The sequence below is a fragment of the Larkinella sp. C7 genome (assembly GCF_006149005.1).
Classification (GTDB): Bacteria; Bacteroidota; Bacteroidia; order Cytophagales; family Spirosomataceae; genus Larkinella.
Map to the genome: position 1 here is coordinate 31,928 of NZ_VBSL01000019.1, position 20,243 is coordinate 52,170.

15 protein-coding genes are annotated in these 20,243 nt (G+C 54.7%); 3 read left to right on the top strand and 12 right to left on the bottom strand.

What is annotated here, in order from left to right:
- Nucleotides 1–56 precede the first annotated feature (56 nt).
- Nucleotides 57–536 (bottom strand): ribosome maturation factor RimP, encoded by a 480-nt coding sequence (gene rimP, locus FH871_RS28140; RefSeq protein WP_138994758.1) that lies wholly within the window; start codon nt 534–536, stop codon nt 57–59.
- Nucleotides 537–779: 243 nt separating this feature from the next.
- Here rimP and FH871_RS28145 point away from each other — a divergent pair, with 243 nt between their 5' ends.
- The gene (locus tag FH871_RS28145) at nt 780–1,949 is read left to right on the top strand and encodes an endonuclease/exonuclease/phosphatase family protein (protein WP_138994759.1); all 1,170 of its coding nucleotides are present in this window, start codon (nt 780–782) and stop codon (nt 1,947–1,949) included.
- Nucleotides 1,950–2,061: 112 nt separating this feature from the next.
- Here the strand turns inward: FH871_RS28145 and FH871_RS28150 are convergent, their stop codons facing one another.
- From FH871_RS28150 to FH871_RS28185, 8 genes are all read right to left on the bottom strand, one after another.
- Nucleotides 2,062–2,472: a molybdenum cofactor biosynthesis protein MoaE gene (locus tag FH871_RS28150; RefSeq protein WP_138994760.1), complete on the bottom strand. Its 411-nt coding sequence runs from the start codon at nt 2,470–2,472 to the stop codon at nt 2,062–2,064.
- Between the two features lie 105 nt (nt 2,473–2,577).
- Nucleotides 2,578–2,826, bottom strand: a complete 249-nt coding sequence (gene moaD / locus FH871_RS28155; RefSeq protein ID WP_138994761.1) for a molybdopterin converting factor subunit 1 — start codon at nt 2,824–2,826, stop codon at nt 2,578–2,580.
- Nucleotides 2,827–2,873: 47 nt separating this feature from the next.
- Nucleotides 2,874–3,773 (bottom strand): FHA domain-containing protein, encoded by a 900-nt coding sequence (locus FH871_RS28160; RefSeq protein ID WP_138994762.1) that lies wholly within the window; start codon nt 3,771–3,773, stop codon nt 2,874–2,876.
- A 19-nt stretch (nt 3,774–3,792) separates the two neighbouring features.
- Nucleotides 3,793–7,776, bottom strand: coding sequence for an FtsW/RodA/SpoVE family cell cycle protein (locus FH871_RS28165; RefSeq protein ID WP_138994763.1), 3,984 nt, complete (start codon nt 7,774–7,776; stop codon nt 3,793–3,795).
- Between the two features lie 16 nt (nt 7,777–7,792).
- Nucleotides 7,793–9,091, bottom strand: coding sequence for a serine/threonine-protein kinase (locus FH871_RS28170; protein WP_138994764.1), 1,299 nt, complete (start codon nt 9,089–9,091; stop codon nt 7,793–7,795).
- Between the two features lie 6 nt (nt 9,092–9,097).
- Nucleotides 9,098–10,684 (bottom strand): serine/threonine-protein kinase, encoded by a 1,587-nt coding sequence (locus FH871_RS28175; RefSeq protein WP_138994765.1) that lies wholly within the window; start codon nt 10,682–10,684, stop codon nt 9,098–9,100.
- Nucleotides 10,684–12,135, bottom strand: a complete 1,452-nt coding sequence (locus tag FH871_RS28180) for a PP2C family serine/threonine-protein phosphatase (protein ID WP_138994766.1) — start codon at nt 12,133–12,135, stop codon at nt 10,684–10,686. The genes FH871_RS28175 and FH871_RS28180 overlap by 1 nt, the downstream gene beginning before the upstream one ends.
- 145 nt (nt 12,136–12,280) lie before the next feature.
- Nucleotides 12,281–13,288 carry an FHA domain-containing protein gene (locus tag FH871_RS28185; RefSeq protein ID WP_138994767.1) on the bottom strand — a complete coding sequence of 336 codons (1,008 nt, stop codon included), beginning with the start codon at nt 13,286–13,288 and terminating at the stop codon, nt 12,281–12,283.
- Nucleotides 13,289–13,520: 232 nt separating this feature from the next.
- On the opposite strand from FH871_RS28185, the gene FH871_RS28190 reads away from it, so the two are divergent.
- Nucleotides 13,521–14,699: an aldose epimerase family protein gene (locus FH871_RS28190; protein ID WP_138994768.1), complete on the top strand. Its 1,179-nt coding sequence runs from the start codon at nt 13,521–13,523 to the stop codon at nt 14,697–14,699.
- Between the two features lie 125 nt (nt 14,700–14,824).
- Entirely contained in the window at nt 14,825–15,961 is a 1,137-nt protein-coding gene (locus tag FH871_RS28195) for an endo-1,4-beta-xylanase (protein ID WP_229317665.1), read from the top strand.
- 120 nt (nt 15,962–16,081) lie between these two features.
- Here FH871_RS28195 and FH871_RS28200 read toward each other — a convergent pair whose 3' ends face one another.
- The 3 genes from FH871_RS28200 to FH871_RS28210 form a co-directional block, all read right to left on the bottom strand.
- Nucleotides 16,082–16,411 (bottom strand): hypothetical protein, encoded by a 330-nt coding sequence (locus FH871_RS28200; protein WP_138994769.1) that lies wholly within the window; start codon nt 16,409–16,411, stop codon nt 16,082–16,084.
- Nucleotides 16,412–16,537: 126 nt separating this feature from the next.
- Nucleotides 16,538–17,749: a S9 family peptidase gene (locus FH871_RS28205; RefSeq protein ID WP_138994770.1), complete on the bottom strand. Its 1,212-nt coding sequence runs from the start codon at nt 17,747–17,749 to the stop codon at nt 16,538–16,540.
- A 101-nt stretch (nt 17,750–17,850) separates the two neighbouring features.
- Nucleotides 17,851–20,223 carry a prolyl oligopeptidase family serine peptidase gene (locus tag FH871_RS28210; RefSeq protein ID WP_229317672.1) on the bottom strand — a complete coding sequence of 791 codons (2,373 nt, stop codon included), beginning with the start codon at nt 20,221–20,223 and terminating at the stop codon, nt 17,851–17,853.
- Nucleotides 20,224–20,243: the final 20 nt, after the last annotated feature.

The window sequence follows — 20,243 nt, forward strand, 5'->3', positions numbered from 1 at the left end:
AGTCAGAATAAACAGAAACTACGAACTGAAAACGCGACTTAGAAACCGACCTTCCTTTATTTAAATGAAACTTGTATTGTGCTCTTCTTGATTTCGGTAAACGGGATGGCCGTCGGTTCGATCGGAGGATCGTTTTTCTTCGGTTTTTTGAGCGGTATTTCGGTGATCACAATGTGATCGTCTCCAATGCTCTCCAGCTTTCCTTTCCGAATCTGACCGTCATTCAGTAATACTTCCACCTCACGACCCACGTTTTTCAGATACTGCCGTTTCAACACCAGGGGTTCATCCACACCCGGCGATGAGACCTCCAGGGTAAATGCCTGTCCGTCAAACACTTCCAGTTCTTCCAATTGGTTGCCCAACTGACGGCTGATTCCCGCGCATTCCTCAATAGTGATTCCGGTATCGCTATCCAGCAAGACGGTTATTTTAGCACGAGTACGGGAAGGGGATACCTGAATGCCAACGATAAAATACTGATCTTCGTTCAGATACGGCTGTAACAGTTCGTTGACTTTCGCCTTTACATCCATAAATTAACAAAAAAGGGAGTCGAAAACTCCCTGCCATGCACAAATGCTGATAAGTGGTGCAAAGATAAGTATTTTATGAATTGTTTCCCAATCAAATTGCCGAACTGCCGCTAACAATTTTTACGGCTGATTAAACGGGCTATTTTCCGAACAAACGTTCGTAACTTTGTACTCCTACGCCCTACATCTGTCGTTACTGAAAAAAGGCGGTCTGCGTGACCCGCACCCATCTGATTCGTTCGTATGAAATTTTCGCTTAGGCTTGGCGTACTGGTTTCTTCGTTTTTTTCGTCGCTGCTCTGGTCGCTGAACCTGTTGTTGTTTCTGTATACGCTGCTGGTTTATTACCTGCTCTACGAAGTGCCGATTGGACACTGGACCGCCAGTATTCTGATGATTTCATTGCCAGTCGCCTGGGCCTGCAATCTGTTTTTTATCCTGTTCTGGGTGTTGGTTCGCCCCTGGCGGGCGGTGCTGCCCGTGCTGACAATGCTGATCGGAATCCCGTTCTGGCGACGTACCCTGACGTATAGCCAACCGGCCAGCAACAGCGAGAAACGTCCGACACTGCAGGTCATGAGCTACAACGCAATGGGATTCAATAAATATGACATCGTGGATACCCAGCGCCCCGATGATGCCAATAAGATGATCGAATGGGTCCTGAAAGAACCATCGGACGTAAAGTGTTTTCAGGAATTTTACAACGACAATAGTTCGGTCGTCTTTAAAACCATCCGGCGACTGGAGAAAGCCGGGTATCCGTATTATGCCGTGCTGCATCCGCCGGAGCGGGAGGGGCCGGGAAAGTTTTTCGGCGTGGCGGTTTTTTCACGCTACCCCATCGTGAAGCGGGGTGATGAGGTGTTCGATAATTTCAACGGGCTGGTTTGGGCGGATGTCAAGGTGGGTGCCGACACCGTCCGGGTGATCAGTGTCCACATGCAATCGATGGGCATTCGGGTGGGCGGAATGCTGGATCAAACGGAGACAAACCGGGTCAAAAGCAACACACGTACGGTTTTACGGCAGCTTCGGCAGGGCCTGACCCTGCGTCGAAACCAGATTGTCAGGGTGGAGGAGTTTTACCGAAACAGCCCGCATCCCATTATCATCTGTGGCGATTTTAACGACACGCCCTACAGTTATACGTACGGAAAGCTGCGTCGGCTGCTGCGAAATGCCTTTGAAGATGCCGGGCGCGGGTTTGGCTTCAGTTACAACAAAGCCCCCGGTTTTCTGCGTATCGACAACCAGTTTTACAACGCCCGGTTTCTGGAACCGCTCAACTACGTCACCTACCGCGACGTCAAATTCTCCGACCATTACCCCATTATGGCCCAATACGCCATCAAACCGCGCGAAATCAGCAAAGACCGGACACCCCGAACGCATGTGGAGTTTGATTTCTAAATGATTGAAAAGTAAATAACGAATATTGAAAAAACGCAGAACGGTTATTTCTTTCCGTTTCTCCACAATTCGGCGTTCGCTATTCTGTATTCGATATCCGTTATGTAGAACTCTACGGATGGGCATCGACCCAGACCTGTCCGTCTTCAAAAATTTCCTTTTTCCAGATGGGCACCTGTTGTTTGAGGGTGTCGATGATGTAGCGACAGGCATCGAATGCATCGGCCCGGTGGGGCGTGGCCACGGCAATCAGAACGGCCATGTCACCAATCGCCAGGTTACCTTTGCGGTGAATGATCGCGTATTTTCGGACATCCCAGCGCTGGCAGGCTTCGTCGGCAATCTCCTGCATTTTCGTTAACGCCATGCGGTCATACGCTTCGTATTCCAGCCGCTCGACTGCGCGCTCGTTGGTGCTGTCGCGAACCGTTCCGAAGAAAAACGTGATGGCTCCTGCCGCATCCGTCGAAACGTATCGGTAAGCTGCATTCATATCGATGGGATCAGTCGTAATCGAAACCATAGAGGAGTTATGAGTTAAGAGTTATGAATTAAGAGTTAATTCCGATAAAAAGAATTGAACGCGTCAGCCAACTCTTCACTCATAACTCTTCATTCCTAACTGATTTTACCCTCCGCTGACGGGCGGGATGAGGGCGATTTCGTCGTTGGGATGTAACGGTTGATCCGCTTCGGCGTATTCGCCGTTGACGGCCACCAGCAAGGATCGGAGGCCATTCAGCGCGGGATAGCGTTCTTTCAGATTATTCAGTAATTCGCCCACCTGACCGGGTTGCGGCAGGTCGAGCGTGAGGGCCGAAGAGCCGACAATCTCGCGGGTGATGCCAAAAAGCTGAACAGAAATTCGATTGCTCATGCCCAAAGATACAAAACAGAACGCGGGTTTGGAAATGGCGAAACCGCTTACCGAAGTTCAAACAGCAGAACCACCTCGCCCCCCAGTTCGATCTGATCGCCATGCTGAAGCGGGTAGCCCATCCCGGCAATATCGGCCCGCTCGATGGTGTTGTCGGGGTGCATGATTTTCGTCTTGTTGCCGCTGGCGGGCAGCCCCCCCGGATCGACCAGCAGGGAATATTGTTTCTGCCCGGGATCATAGCGGATCGTGGCATGCGCCCGGCTAACCGCCCCATTTCCCGCGCCTTTGTCCGGGTCAAAACCGGCATCGTCGTCGTTGAGAATTACGATGTCGTTGGTTCGCACCCGGCCCGAGTTGGTTTGGGCGGTATGCCCGCGACCGATGCAAAACGTGCCTTTTCGGGACGAATCAAGGAGGTATTCTTCCTGCTCCGTCTGCCCTACCAGCGCCACAATGCGGGCCAGCAGCGGGGTGGCGTCGGGTTTTGACTGATCCTCGACCAGCAGACCCAGGTTGCCTTCCCGGTAGGTCGTAGCGGGCCATTCATCCGAAAAAAGGGCATAGTCGAACCGCCAGTTTTTGGGCAAAATAATGTAATTGTCGGCTAGCTGGCGGTTTAATTCCCGCTGAAACTTCCCCGGCTGGTTGGTCCACAAAACCACGCGGTAGAGTTCTTCTTCCTCCGGGGTTGCACAAAAAATCACAACCTTGAGTCCCACGGGAGCGGTTTCCGGCTCGTTCTGATAAGCCCGCAGTTTATGGATTATAAACCGGATGAGCTGCTCCCGTCGCGGAGCAGCCGGGGGCGGCCCGGACGGAGCCGGTTTGGGCAGAACAGGGGCCGGTTCGACGCGCCTGACCACCTCCGCCGGATGCTCCGCTGCGATTGGCGGTTCTGCCGGTGTAAATCCGAATAGTTTCTTTACCGTGTCCAGAATGCTCATAAAAAAGGGTGGTTTGGGTTTAAAAACTGCCCAGATACCGGCGTTGTTTTAAAATGGGCGCCACAACGGTATTGGCCAGGTTGACCGCATCGGCGGAGGATTTTCCCAACTCGATGCGCACCGTCACCACGGTATTCGATCGGCCGTCGGGCGTGGGTGCAAAAAAGACGTACCAGCCGTCATTCTCCTGAACGCCCTGCACAATCCGTTCGGGCGTACCGGTTTTGCCCGCTACCCGCGCCAGGCTGATCTTGCTGCGCCCCGCCGGGTTCGATTGTTCGATCATGAATTCCTTCAATTGCCCGGCGTAATCGGAACTTCGGGCTACGGATTTGCCGGTTCCAATCGGCTGCGTTTGTCCTGCTTTGGCCACCACGTAGCGAGAGGGCTGCAAGACGCCTTTGTTGGCAATCGCTCCCGCCATCCGGCCCAGGGCTGCGGGCGTGGTACTCAGTTGCCCCTGCCCCCAGGCCAGTCCCGAAAACTCACCGCGGTACCGTCTCGGATACTGCAAACTTTGGTAGAGCTTCCGGCGAACGACAAACGAAGAATCGCGCCAGTGCTGTCGAATCTGAACGCGTTCGGCCTCGGTGTGCGTATCCGAAAAGGAGTATCCGCCAATGTAATCGACATTCATCCCCGTGGCTAAATACAGATCAGCCAGTTCTTTATCCAGCGCCTGGTCGTTTGCCAGCCGGATAAAATAGACGTTACTCGACCGGACAATGGCCTTCCGCATATCGACGGATTCTCCACAGGGCTCCGACTCCCGCTCACCCCGCCGGATGATCTCCTGACACGAAATGGAATACCGAACCGCCGATGCCGACGACCCCAGTTTGTTAAAGGCCGCCATCGCCGTCAGAATTTTCGCCGTCGAACCGGGGGCCGTCGGAAAGGTCATGCCCAAATCCCGTTCTGTTACCAGATAGGGCAGTTGCAGCCGCTCCCGATCCGACAGCAGCATGGCTTCCGGGGTTTTCAGATTGGGCAAGGGGTGCATGGCCGACGCTAAAACGTCGCCCGAAGCCGCATCCAGTACCACCACCGAAAGCCGTTTGTCCCGGTATTCGGACTGGGCCAGTGACTTTTGCAACGCCACCTGAAGATCCGCATCGACGCTCAGAAACAGATCACGGTTTTTGGATTTTCGATTCGCGACCTCCCGGCTATCGACCCCGGCCCGCAAAGCCGGTGCCAGTTCCCGGTAATCGTAAACCGACAGCGTCCGGGTTTGCTCAACTGTTGGGCTGAAGCGGTCGGCCCGGTAGCTGGTAGCCACGAGGTTGGTTTTGCGGGGACGGCTGTTGAAACCGCGCAACTCGCTGAAGTGGGTGGCTTCCGCATAATATCCGTTGCTCTGGCCCCAGAATAGTTGCGTATTGAGATCACCCGTCCAGAAAAACAGGTGTTCGCCGAAGGGATAATACCGTTGCAGCCGCTTCTGGCTCATGGCCTTCACCTGATCCGGTTCCAGCCCGCTTTTTTTCAGCCGGGACAATTGCCGGGTAACCCGCTCCGGCGAACTGGTGGCCAGCACCAGGCCCTTCCGGTCGTAAATAGTACCCGAAGCCAGAACGCGGGTCAGTCGTTCAATCCGGGGATTATAGCTGTAAATGGGGTCGCCGTTGCGGGTGATGACCCGGGCGGGCCGGACAATATATTCGCTCCCGCGCCAGCCCACAATCGGCAACAACCGGCCAATCAAAACCGCTACGCCCAGTAGAAAACCGGCAATACCGGCCATCAGCACCACATCGTAGTTTTTTTCCAGGTATTCACGCTGTTCGGCCTGGCCGGGCCGATGGGCCACGCTGAACACAATACCCATCGCCATGAGGTTGATGATGAGCGAAATTTTTCCGTAACTCAGAAACGGTACGCTGATTCCGGTCAGGGGCAGCAGTCCGATGGAGCCACTCGCAATGATCAGAAACTGCACCCCCGTTGCGATGGCAATCCCGGCGACCAGAAAAAAACTGAACGGCTGACCCGCCCGGCGGGCGTGCAGGAAGGTCCGGTGCAGCAGAAGACCCATCAGCAGAAATACCGCAATGACCCCTAATCCGCCCAACTCTTCCCCGATACTGGGCAGAATCATGTCGGTGTGGGCGGCTGGCATCGCATTCGCAAAGCCTTTGCCCAGACCCTGTCCCGTCCAGCCGCCCGACGCCAGTGTCCAGAAGCTATGGGCCAGGTGATCACCGCCGTAGACGTCGTTGTTCCAGGGACTCAGCCAGATCGCTTTGCGGTCGGCCAGACGGCTTCCTACAAAAGGCAACTGATCGCCAAAGGCAAACATCGCGATCACCATCAGCAGCAGAACCGGCGCTTCCGTCAGCAAAGCGGCCCAACCCAGTGCGGTTTTGGAACGGGCCTCTCCCCGCCAGAACAGATACCCCATCAGCACTGCCAGACTCAGAAGGGTGGCGATCCAGCCCGGCAAAAACCACAGAGCAATGCCGTAGCCGACTCCTGTCGCGAGTGTCAGCGGCAGGTTGCCCCGGGCAATGCTGTAGAACAGCAAAAAAGTGAAGCAGACAACCAGCGCGGGGCCCATATCGCCCAGCAGGAGGTAAAGCAGCATGAGCAAACCGGCACCGGCCAGCGCGCCAAAACTCACCGCAAACCGCCAGCGCAAATCCGGGAGTTGCCGGATCTGTTGTTCATTCGCAGCAAAAAAACCGGCAAAAAAGACCAGCAACAGGTATTTGGTGATTTCGCTGGGTTGAAACGTCAGTCCCAGAACCGACAGGTTTACGCGGACGCCACTGCCTTCCGGCCCCGAACCGATGAACAAGGTCAGGGTCGCCAGACCGAGGGCGAGCACCAGCCACGTCCAGCCCGATAAACGCACGGAAGACCGGTTAAAAAGCGTAAACAGCCAATCAAACCGCCAGTCGGCATACAGGCGGCCGATGTTGATCTGGGATACGATGAGCAAGCCGAACAACCCAGCCGCCACGCCCTGCAAGGTTTGCCAGGCGTACAAGGTGTCCTGCAATGGGTCCTGAATGGCTAACAGCGTCAGCACGGAAATGCCGGTGAGCAATAAGAGAACCGACAGCAGCAGCGGATCGGGGTAAAACCGCCGGAGCATCCAGACGCCCTGCACGGCCCAGAAAGCCCCGATAAACAGCACGACGATGACCCAGAATTGTACGGTAAAAGCCGTTGGCGTGCGAACAAGGAAAGCGTGGTCCGACTTCAGTTGTCCGTAAACGACGGAACCAATCAGCCGCAGTTGGTGGGGGCGGGCCGTAAAGGTATAGGATTGATCGCTGGTCAGTTGGCTCGTTCCCCGGCGGCTGCCGAACTCAAAACCGGGTTTCAGGGCGACGACGCTGTAGCCTAGATCCGTCGTCAGGCCGGTGAACGAAAACCGCCCCCCGGCATCGGTGCGGGCGTAGGTAAACTGGTTGGGAAGCGTGTCGGGCTGGGCGGTGGCGGGGTGGCGTTTGAGTTGCACCAGCACATTTGCCACGGGTTGTTCCGTTTCCGTAAGCACCACCTGTCCCGAAATGGTGGCAGTTCCGCTCCCCGCGCTTACGGTGGCCGGATACGGTTTTGGATTGCTCAGTTCGCGGACGTACAGGATGGAGTCGAAGCCCATTTGCTGGCGGGACAGTTGCAGGCGGTTTTGAAAATCCGCTCCGCCAATCCGGCTGCGCCACGCCACCGGCGCCCGGATCGAAAATTGTCGCTTGTTGATGGCTCCCAGGTTGTCGGGTGAGCCGTTTATGCCCAGTTTAGCCGCCAGGGAGTCGGCTACCAGCGTCCGGTCGGCCGGATCGCTGTAGTAATTACCGCTGTTGAGTAAACGCTGGATCGGGGTGGGTTTCAAACCGGGCTGCAGCGTGATGGCCTGCCCGCTGGCGAGGGCTTCTTTGGCCTGATTCAAACCGGGAAGCAGGTTGATGTACAAACGCACAAACAGCAGAAGCAGCACGACGGATGCTCCCAGTAAATACAAACGACCAGACGATACAGACGTACCTTTCATGCAATGGGTTGAGTAGTTAATTTCCCGTCTTTGTGGTGTCAACGACGGTTTTCGATGAATCCGGGGGCGATGCCGGGACGACAGGGATTTCGGGTTCCGTCGTTGTTGCCGGACTGCTGTCCGATTGGGTCGAATCGGTGGTGCTTTCGATAAAACCATCCGACGGCGTCGTTGCAGTATCCTCGACCATTTCGCCTTGTGTTTCCGACGCGTTGGAGTCGATTTCCATCCGCGTCGAATCCGGTGCCGCCGTTGTGTTGACGTTGGTTTCCCTGGCCTGGTAAGTATAAAAAACTGCCAAACCGATCAGAATAACGACCAGGATACCCAGACCGATGTACCAGCCCGTCGGGCGGTTCGCGGGTTCTTCTTCCGGCTCTTCGGGTAGTTCCAGTTGCGGCAGCGGTTCGGCGGCTACCAACGTACGCGACGACACCGGCCCCCGGCGATCGTTCGACCGGCCGACCTGCAATTGCTCCACATTGGCCTGGCCGAACAGCAATACCAGCTCGTTGACATCACTCAGCCGTTCCGCCGGGTTTTTGGTGAGCATCCAGTCGAGGAGTGTGTTGAGGCTGGGGGGCATAAACTGCCCCGTCGGCAACACCAACGCTGGCGGGGGCGTACGCAACACCTGCCCCATAAAGGTGGCGATGCCGGCGTTATCGGCCATCGAAAAAGGCACCCGGCCCGACAGGCATTCGTACAGAACGACGCCCAGCGAATAGTAATCCGTGGATACATCCACGCCCCGGGGATTGTCAAACTGCTCGGGGGACGCGTATTCGTATGTCATCAGCGATTGCCCCGTCATGGTTTGCGACTGTTCGCGCAGCCGGGCCACGCCGAAATCCGTCAGCAAAAAATGCAGTTCACCACTGGGCAGGAGCCGGAAAAGGATGTTCTCCGGTTTCAGGTCGCGGTGGATAATGCCCTGCGGGTGAATGGCTTTGAAGGCTTCGGCCATTTGCAGACCCAGCCGGATGACCGTCGGTATTTCCAGATGGCCTTTTTCCGCCAGGAGCGTCCGCAGGTTGCCGCCCTCAATCCATTCCATGACGATGAAGGGCATGGGCATGTCGAGTTGAACCTCCCGGACGCGCACCACGTTCGGGTGGCGGATGTCGGTCATCAACTGCGATTCGAGCCGAAACCGCCGGAGCGTTTCGGCGTCGGTGTTGAGGGTAAAATGTTTAATCGCCACCAGATCACCCGTTGCCAGGTGACGGGCCTTTAGAACGCGGGCGTTCGAGCGGCCCAGTTCGCCGATAATTTCATAACCCGGAAAATGCGTATTGACGCTTATGGTTGGCATGAGTTATTAAAGTAACGAGTCGGTTTTGACGGGCATCGTCTGCATCAGGGAGTCCAGATTCCTGGGTAAATCATACTTTAAGATCTTGCAACTGATTCGGATGCCCCGGTCACTGTCCGGCGCTGGCCGAACGGGGGAGGAATTGGGCTTTACATTCATAAAAAACATCTTTTCGGTTTTATACAGACCGCCTTTCTCCTTGAAATAACTCACCTGAACCGCCACCGCCGGAAAGGGAATGGCACTGGGATTGTTGAGTTGAATCTGCGCTTTTTTGATTCCGCCGAAGAAACCGACTTTAAAATCGAGGGGCTCTACGGTCAGGGTTTTTCCGGCCGCCAGAACCTGCGCCCGGAACTGTTCCCGTCGCCGGGCTTCTTCCGCGAGTCGCAGGCTTACCGTGTCTTCTTCTTGTTCCAGATCACCCGGCACATCCGTCCCCGCAGTCTGATTCCCTGCTGGCGTATGGGTCGTATCGTTTGGTGCCAGCACGCTGGCGATGGGTTTCGTTCCAAAACCGGTAAGAACATAATACAGCCCCGCTCCGCCCGCCAGCATCACCAGCACGAGAGCCGCCAGTTTCAAACTTTTGCCCGACGACTGGCTTTGGGGCGGTTTAATCGATTCGGGTTTGACAACGACCGGATCGGGTGAAGGAACCCTGGCTGCTTCGGGGTCTGGCTTCGCTGGATTCGGTTGCGTAACCCGGGTTGAAGGGGCGGTTTTAGGGCTGATCCGACCGGCCTGCAAATAATTCAGTTCGGCCCGTTTCAGCAACCAAGTCAGTTCGTCCGGATCATTCAGGCGTTCACTGGCTTTCTTTTTCAATAGTCCCTCCAGAAGCTCAGCGAACAGGCCCACGGTTTGGTCCTGGCTGGTCAAGGTCAGGGCTGGTGGCGCTTCGGTCAGTACTTTGTTCATGAATGTCACGATGCCCGAATCATCATCGAGTGCGAAGGGGACGCTTCCGTGCAGGCATTCATACAGCACGACGCCCAGCGAATAATAATCCGTGGCCGTTCCGACGCCTTTCGGGTCATTGAACTGCTCGGGCGACGCATATTCGTATGTCATCAAGGATTGCCCCGTCAGCGTGCTCGATTGTTCGTGAAGCCGGGCAATTCCGAAATCCGTCAGCAAAAAATGCAGTTCACCACTCGGCAACGGGCGGAAAAGAATATTTTCCGGTTTCACATCCCGGTGAATGATGCCCTGCGGATGAATGGCCTTGAAGGCACTGGCCATTTGCAGCCCCAGCCGGATGGTGGTCGATACGTCGATGCGTTGCTGACCGGTAATGAGCTGTTTCAGGCTCCCGCCCTCAATCAGTTCCATCACGATGTAAGGCAGTTCGGCTTCCAGTTGCACCTCCCGAACCTTGACTACGTTGGGATGGGCGATGCTGGTCATGATGGCCGATTCCCGCTGAAACCGCCGGAGCGTTTCGGCATCCGTGTTGAGCGCAAAGTGCTTGATCGCCACCAGATCGCCCGTAGCCAGGTGACGCGCCTTGAGAATCCGGGCGTTGCTGCGTCCCAATTCACTCAGCACTTCGTAGCCGGGAAACCGTGTATCAAACCGAGTGGTAGACATCAGCGAGGGAGTGTTTTGGATGAATCAGTCTGGTTCTGCAAGGTAACCACAATAACGGCATCGCGGAAGGTTTCCTGTCCGATAACGGCCTGAACGGGCTGGCTCACGTTGCGAAAAGAGACCTTCGACAGATGCAGTCTCGTTCCGGGACTGGTCTCAATCCCGGTCTTGAAACCGCTAATGACCAGGTTTTGAAGCGCAACCGGCCCCGAACGGGTGATCCGTAACGCGACTTGTGCCACTGCTGTATCGGCGGGAACGAAAACCGTCAGTCCGTTCGCGCCCACAATGCTTTGCAGCGAGTCGGTGAGCAGCAGGGGTTGGGTCAGCCGAACTGTATCCACAGGCAGCGTCAGCCGGTGATCGCTGCTGCGATACGCCGTTTGCAACAGGGAATCAAAGCGAGAAACCGCTGGCGTTAACACCTGCGTCGAGTCGACCGGGTCAGTGACCATCGGTGGATTATCGGAAACCAGCGGATCGGATTGGCTGGGACTCTGGTTTTGATACCACACCAGTCCCGCGATGGTTCCCGCCAGCACCAGCCCGATCAGAATCCAGAAACCCGTCAGGCTCCGCTTGGCCGGTTCGGTCTTCCCCGAAGTCGGCTTGGGATTATCAACCGGAGCCGGTTTTGACACGGTTTTCGACTGTAAAGTCTGGTCGGCGGGGGTAGGAACCACCGGCTGCGGGCTGGCCGGTGCCGTGTTCCGGGCCAGAACGACGGTAATGTTGTCGTTGCCGCCCTGTTTATTGGCGAGCCGAATCAACTCAGTTACCTGTTTTTCAAGGGAAAGGTTCTGGTCCAGAACGCTCCGGATTTGGGCCTGGGTAATCATGTCGGTCAGGCCATCGCTGCACAGCAGCAGCAAATCGCCCGGCAGAAAGTCCGTTTCGCCGGATTCCAGGAAGTCCGGATCATCGACCCGGTGCGCCATCGACCCCACTTCGCGCAGAATTTCGTTCCGTCGCGGGTGTTGCATGGCTTCGGCTTCCGTCAGTTCGTTGGCATCTTCCCGAACGCCCACCATCGAGTGATCGTGGGTGAGTTTTTCGAGAACGCCCCGGCGGTACCGGTACAGGCGGGTGTCGCCTACATGCACAAAATACAGTTTTTGAGTACGGCTATCGGCTACCGCCGTCGTCAATACGCAACACATCTGCGCCAGTTGGGGATTTTGCTCGCGCTGCGCATTGATCTGGTTGTTGGCAAACACGACGGCTTCGCGCAGCATCGACAGCGGATCACCGTTGGGCGTCGCCATATACTGTTCGATCGACTCCTTCGCGATGGCCGCAGCCCGGTCGCCCCCGGCATAACCGCCTACGCCGTCGATGGCGGCCAGCAACGCGCTGGATTCTGACCAGATCGTCGAGCAGATGAACGTATCCTGGTTATTTTTTCGGCGTTGGCCTACATCGGTCTGACCGGCAATGAGAAACGGATTCATTGAGCAAGGGAACGTGATAAAGGAAACAGTTCTACTGGATAGAACCGCTGGCAGCGCATTCTGTTGGCTTTATCGGGGTAAATCCTGAAAATGCCGGACAACCAACACCAGCACAAACAGGAGCAGCAACACGACAAACAAGGCATCAATCATGGCGTTGAAAGGTTAGGGTGACCATGCTATTGAGCAGAATCTGAGCCTGATCCGGCAGCGCGTACCATTGCGGACTGGCGGGTTCGCTGCGCGGAATAAGCTGTTCGTTCACCCGGGTTTCGTTGCGGCTGAACGATGCAATCTGAAAAGCCTGCATCTCGTCGTTGTAGCGAATTCGGGCGTGGGGGTTCGATACATAAGCCGATTCGAGCAACAGGTAGTTGGGAAAATGCTGGTTATCGGGTTCCTTCCGCGCCACCACAATTTCGCGGTCGCGCATCAGGTACGAATCTTCCTTGTTCAATTCCGCAATGTAATGGTTGATCTGAGCCAGTCCGGCACCCAGACTGCGGGGCAATCCCGGCGCGTGACGGGTCGCGGGGGCTCCGGCTGGTGGTCGTGCGGTGGTCGGTGCCGGTGTCGAAAACGTAAACTTCACGACAAACGCACCCGGTTCCCGAAAATCAATGTGCTGGAAGGTGTTCGGATCAATGTCCACTTTCTCAAACCGGTTGGTCTGTTTGACCCGTCGCGTGACGTGAATCCGGTCGGGTGATTGCGCCGGGTCGTTTCCGGGTAAAATACCGGTCAGGGCACCCACCACTTTGACATCCGTTGGCGTGACCGGTTCTCCACCAAATTCACGGCCGCCCCCAAACTTGAAGAACCAGTTGGCGGCCACCGGCACCACGCGTTCGTAGTTCGACTTTTGGGACTCAATGAAAGTCGTAAAGGCATTTACCGCTTCGTTGACAATCACCGGGAACGCATTCTGGCGTGCTTCGTAGGTGTCGGGATGCAGAATGATCAAAAAATGCGCATTGAAAAGCATGCTTTTTCCGACGGATTCCCGCGGCACGGAATCCTGAAACGACGCCACCAGTTCGTTCAGAATGCGCGTATTGGAAACGGTAGCAACCGGATTGGTTTTGGGCTGACTGGAGGACGGCACCAGGAGATTCCCTAATTTACTAAGCCAGTCGCTGGGCTGATCTGCCATGAATGAATTCCGTTAGGATGGTATTGTCTCTTTAACGCTGAATGTAAAAGATTTCTTTTGATGAACCAATAAGTTCCTGCGTCCGGTTTGGAGTAGGTTATACCGGTTCCAGCCCTTTTCCGTTCAGATTTATAGTTTTTACAAAATAAGTCTGATATTTGATGCCCGGCTTTCCATTCGAACCCGAAGAGAGATAGCCGGTTTATAAACCCCGATACTTCTAAACGTTCGTATGAAACAATTCTTTCTCTCCGCCGTCCTGCTGGGGATGCTCGTCGGCTGTAATAACTCCCAAAAACAACAAGAATCGTCAACCATGTCGGATAGTACAAGCACAGCGGCCGCTGATTCAGCCAGCGGTTTGCCTGATCGTTCGCGTTTTCAGAAAGACGTCGAAGGAAAACAGGCTGATTTATTCGTTTTGACCAATGCCAGCGGAATGAAAGTCGCCATCACAAACTACGGCGGCCGCATTGTCAGCATTCTGGTGCCGGATAAAACCGGTAAACTGCTGGATGTAAACCTGGGCCATAGCAGCATCGATGACTACCTGGAAAACGAATCGTTCTTCGGAACGCTGGTGGGTCGGTATGGCAACCGGATCGGAAAAGGAAAGTTTACGCTCGACGGTAAAACGTATCAGCTCGCGACCAACAACGGCCCTAATTCCCTGCACGGGGGCAAAAAAGGTTTCAACGCCAAAATGTGGGATGCCACGCCGGTGGGCAGCAACGGCCTGAAACTGCACTACGTTTCGCCGGACGGGGAAGAAAATTATCCGGGAACGCTGACGGTCGATGTGACGTATACGCTTACCGATGACAATGGCATTAAAATTGACTATCAGGCGACTACCGACAAAAGCACGGTCGTCAACCTGACCAACCACGCTTATTTCAACCTGAATGGCGAAGGCTCCGGCTCCGTGGCCGACCATCTGGTGGAAATCAAGGCCGATCGCTACACACCGGTGGACGCGACCCTGATTCCGACGGGCGAACTGGCTCCGGTGGATGGAACGCCGTTCGATTTGCGGAAACCGGTTGCCATTGGCGAGCGCCAGGATGCCGACCATCCGCAGATTAAAAACGGGGGCGGTTTCGACCATAATTTCGTGCTGAACGGCGGCCAGACCGCTGAACCACGGCTGATTGCTACGGTGACTTCGCCCAAAACCGGCATCTCGATGGATGTGCTGACGACGGAGCCGGGGGTGCAGTTTTACGGTGGTAACTTCCTGAATGGAAAGCGGACCGGTAAAAGCGGCAAACCGTACGACAAACGGTCGGCGTTCTGTCTGGAAACCCAGCACTTTCCCGATTCGCCCAACCAGTCCAAATTCCCAACGACGGTTTTGAAACCGGGTGAAACGTACAAAACCACGACGGAATACCGGTTTTCGGTGAAGTAATGTTTCCTTTTAATCATAAATGTAAAATGATGAATGCTAAATGTAAAAGTGATCGGCTGGCTGCTTCTAACTTTTACATTTAGCATTCATCATTTTACATTGAGCGTTAACAATCCTTATAACTCGTGAAAAACACAATTCAATTTAAGCTAAAAACCGCCATTCTGGTCTTGCTGGCGGTTTTGTCGCTCCAGGCAAAGGCGCAGCAGTGGACGCCCAAACAGGCCAACGATTGGTATAAAAGCCAGCCCTGGCTGGTGGGAAGTAACTTTATGCCGGCCACGGCCATCAACCAACTGGAAATGTGGCAGGCCGAAAGCTTTGATCCGAAAACGATCGACAAAGAATTGGGCTACGCCGAGAAGCTGGGCATGAACACGATGCGGGTTTTTCTGCACGACATGGTGTGGCGGCAGGATGCCAAAGGCTTCAAAAACCGCATCGATCAATTTCTGGCGCTGTGTGCCAAGCATAAAATCAAACCCATGCTCGTGTTGTTCGACTCATGCTGGGACCCACTGCCGAAGCTGGGCAAACAACATGCGCCGGTTATGGGGCGGCACAATTCGGGCTGGGTGCAGGGCCCCGGCGCGGCCATTCTGAGCGATAAAAGCAAGTGGGAAGGGCTGCGGAATTACGTGAAAGACATCGTGGGTTCATTCCGGGCCGACAAGCGGATTCTGGCGTGGGACATTGTCAACGAACCGGATAACGACAATGCCAACAGCTACGGCCGCAACGGCAAGATCAAAACCGAATTGCCCAACAAAGCCCAACTCGGCACCGAACTGGTGAAGGCCGGTTTTGGCTGGGCGCGGGAGGCCAAACCAACGCAGCCCATTACGTCGGCTCCCTGGAAAGGCGATTGGTCGTCGCTCGAAAAAATGGATGACATGAACCGGTTTCTGGTTCAGAATTCCGATGTGATTACGTTCCACAACTACGGAAAGCCGGAAGATTTCAAGAAGCGGGTAGCGGATCTTCAGAAATTTGGCCGACCGCTGATTTGTACAGAGTACATGGCTCGTCCGGCGGGCAGCACGTTTGAAGGATCGCTGCCCATTGCGAAAGCCGAGAATGTGGGCATGATGAACTGGGGCTTTGTGTCCGGTAAATCGAATACCATTTATCCGTGGGACTCGTGGCAGAAGCAGTACACCGCCGAGCCGCCGGTATGGTTCCACGATATTTTCCGCGAGAACGGACAACCGTATATCCCGGCCGAAACGGCTTTTATAAAGAAGATGACCGGGAAGAAATAATGGTTTTAATGGCTGAAAATGGTTAGATGGTTTTGATGGCTAAAATGGTTGAATTGCTACTAACAATTTTCAACCGTTTCGGCCATCAAAACCATCTAACCATTTTTAACCCTTCAATTCTTAATTCTCCTGCATTTTCTCACCGGCTTTTTCTACTTTCTTGCCGGTTTTGCGTTTCGCTTCACGCGCTTTCTGCTTGGTTTCTTTGGCCGTTTCCCGAACTTCATCGCCCGCGTCGTCGGCGGCTTTGTCTATTTTCTTACCGGCTTTTTTGGCTTTCTGTTTCGCTTCCTGCTTGGTTTCGCGGGCTTCGTCTCCTACCTCATCGGCGGCTTTTTTCACCGTTTGGCCGGCATGATGCGCGGTCTCCTTCGCTTCCTCTTTCACTGTCTGCGCATTTGCTGTGAAACCGAATGCGGCCAGCAAAGCAACAATCCACAATTTTTTCATGATGTTGGTTGGAATTATTTTGAATCTCCTTCTATAACCAGCGTCGAGGGGCAATTGTTGGGTAAAAACAGAAAATCCTCCCGGCAAAGGAGGATTTTCTGTTTGCTCTAAAAGCTAAGCGGCTGATTACTGGACGCTTGAGAAAAAGAGATACGTATTCAGGAGGTAGTCGATAACCGCCGTGCTATGGTCCTTTCCTTCCAGCGGTTTTCGTTCGACATTGGTAGCTCCCCGTTTCCGCATGGCGTCGTAGGCATCCTGCGTATTGAAAAAGAACACCAGATTGTCGGCGGTTCCGTGATACAAATGCGTTGGAGTTTTAGGCTTCCAGTCGTAAACATCGTTGTCTTTGACTGCATTCAAAAAACCGGTTTCGGTGCCGTCGTTCACCGCTTTCTTGAAACTATCCGTGAAGATATCGCTGATGCTCACGTTGATGTTGATGTTTATTCCATTCTGGGTGGCCTGCGTCGCATACGGCTCTTTCAGGTAATAACTCATCGGTTTGTTGAGCTTATACAAGCTGTTGTAGGTGAGCATCGTCCACAAATACAGGCGGTTGTAGCTGGCAATGCCGTGCGTTTTCTGGTTGATGATGTACTTCATGAAGGCCGTTTTGTGGTAGGCTCCCGCGCCAATGCTGGAAGCTGCCAGCGTAAATTCGGACGGAAATTCTTCTTCGATCTTTTTCTGCAACGACATCGTGGCAAAACCGCCTTCCGAATAGCCGGTGAGCAACAGCCGGTTATCCCATTTGATCGACTTTTGCTTGATGAATTCTTTCGCGGCCCGGATCATGTCCAGCGAGGCCGTGGCCAGCCCTTCGCGGTGTTCGTAGGTGTGCGGAATGGCCTTCGATTCGCCGTAACCGATGTAGTCCGGGCAAACCATGATGTAGCCGTTGGAGGCAAAAAACGTACCGCCAAAAGCGGCATCGCTGCCCGGCCCGAAATTGGACGGCGCATCGGCATCGTTCAGAATGGTTCCGTGTTGCTGGCTGATCATCGGCACCGCCGTTGGCACTGTCGGAACAATAATCGCTCCCGACGCTTTGGTGGCCGTTCCGTCGGGCAGTTTGGTGTTGTAAACCAGTTTATACACCTTGACATCGTAGCGCAGAAATCCCTTGATAAGGCTCTGGTACTGAACCGGGAATTGCTGGGCAATCTGCGCGCCAAGCTGATCCTTGGTGAATGCGTTGATATCGGAACTGCTAACCAGATACACATCCGGTTCGGGCTTGGGGTCAGAACCGGTTCCGGTCGTATCACAGCCCGACAGAAGAACCGTGATGGACAGAAGAAGGGACAGCAGAAACGCCTTGCGATTAATAAGCATACGAATGAGTTGGGTCGTAAAGGGGTAGAAAAAGGGCGTTTCCCGGATTCAGAAAACGCCTGTTTTGACAACAACGCTCCAAAGCGCTTAGTTCGTGTCGGTTAAAGCCGTTCTTCAAATAATTTCAGGATTCGCTTGTACTCGTCCATCCAACTGGTGGGTTCCACAAACGCGTGGTCTTCAACGGGATAGGAAGCCACTTCCCAATTTTCTTTCCGAAGCTCGATCAGTCGCTGGGTGAGCCTGACAACATCCTGATAATGAACGTTTACGTCGACCATGCCGTGGCAAATAAGCAGATGCCCTTTCAGGCCGTTGGCGAAATAGATGGGCGAACTCCGGCGGTAGGCCAGCGTATCGCTAAACGGTTCATTCAGAATGTTGGCCGTGTAGCCGTGGTTGTAAGCTGCCCAGTCGGTTACGGGCCGCAGGGCGGCTCCGGCCGCAAACACGTCGGGCGTCGTGAACATGGCCATAAGGGTGATAAAACCGCCGTACGAACCGCCGTACAGACCGATCCGTTTGGCGTCCACGCCCTGGGTTTTGACGAGCCACTGGGCTGCATCGACGTTGTCCGTTAAATCCTTGCCGCCCATGTGCCGATAGATGCCCGTCCGCCAGTCGCGACCATAGCCCGCACTGGCGCGGTAGTCGATGTCCAACACCGTGTAGCCCTTGTCGGCCAGCAGGTTATGAAACATGTATTCCCGGAAATACTGACTCCACCATTTGTGTGCATTTTGAAGATACCCCGCACCATGCACAAACACCACTGCTTTTCCATTCGGTTTGGTAGGTTTGTATAGCCGTCCGTAAATGGTTTGTCCATCGCGGGCCGGAATGGTTACAATGGCCGGGTCCCGCCAGGGATACGCCTGAAATTCAGGGGTTAGCGATGTTGTAAGCTGAACCGGTGTCGATGCAGGCGACGGTTTTTGTTTCCCTTTGTTCAGGCTTACCACTTCGTTTTTCATCAAAAACAACTCCCACGGTTTGTTGCTGTAGGAATAGCGAATGGCCAGTTGGGTTTCGTCGGGCGAAAGCGTTACGTCGTTGGCACCGGTCATCGTGGTCAGTTTCACACGTTCTCCGCCATCGACGGCCATCCGGTAAAAATGCTGCTCGCCGGGATGAAGCTCATTGGTGGTCAGGTAAAAGAATTTCTTGTCGTTCGACAATTGGATCTGCTGCACCTCGAACTTTCCCTTTGTCAACTGCTTTTTCTCGCCCGTCTCCACATTGACCGTGTAGAGGTGAGAATAACCGTCGGCTTCGGAAGGGAAATAGAAGGTCTGATTATCCGCCAGAAAACCGGTCATGCCCGTCAGAGGGCCAAAACCGCTGACCCACGCTTCGTCGCGCTGGCGGTCGAGGAGTTTCAACTGGCGGGTGGCGGGGTCGAGCCGCATGATCCAGCGGTCTTTGTTGTCGAAGGCGCGGATGATCACCACGGCGTATTTTCCGTCTTCCGACCAGATTGGGCCACTAATCGTCACGCTGCGATCCGCCAGTTTTTTCGTCTTTTTGATCGTGTCGGTGGTCACTTCGGCGGCCGATGGGCCGCGCCGGTTGCCATCCGGAACGGAGGCCGGCGACGGAGCGGTTTTGGCATAATCCGGCGCATCCGTAATGCCCGGAATCGATTTGGTCGAAACCGCCTGGATCGTATCCCGCTGAATATCATAAACGTAAAACTCGGAACTGGCAAGAGGAGCACCAACTTTGGTGCGGGCGGTGAGGTCTTCCGTAAAACCGGATTCCGTTACGTAGCTCGGCACAATGGCGGTTTTGGCCCCCTGCGCCGACTTTTGCAGTGAGAACGTCACAAACCGGCCGTCGGGGCTGAGTCGCTGATTCTGAACGGTTTTTCCTTCGGTATAGAACTGCTTCGGACGTTTGGGTTGCCCGGCTTTCGTAATTTTCTCGCCCTCGTCCTTCTTCGCTTTCCGTTCTTTCAGCACATCGAACAGGGCCAGTTGGTCGCGTTTGAGCCAGGTTTCCTGATCGTTGGTTTTGGGGTCCGGTTTTTTGGTGCCGGGGTCGAGGTGCGTGACCTGCATCCATTCGCCGGTTGCCAGCGAAACCGTGAAGATATTGTTCGACCGGGCAAAAACCACTTTTTGCTCGTCGCCACTGAACGTTGGATTGCTTTCCCGCTCAACGGTATTGGTCAGTTGCCGGACGGTTTGCCCGCCGGTTTTGCCCGGTTTGCAGTCGAGCAGAAACAGGTCGCCGTCTTTTTCGTAGAGTTTCAGGGTGCGGGCGCGGTTGTAGATTCCGCCGGTAGCGGGAGGTAGTTTTTGCCGTTCCGCAGCGGCCACTTTGACGGGTTTTCGGTCGCCGTTGAGGGGTATTTTATACAGCGAATCCCCTTTGGCTTTTGTCGGGTTCCAGTTGAAATAAATCGTTTTGGAATCTTCCGCCCAAAAAATGCCCGATGGCGACGTTCCGATCCACCCCTTCGGGTCCTGCATGATTTTTTCGACGGTGAGCG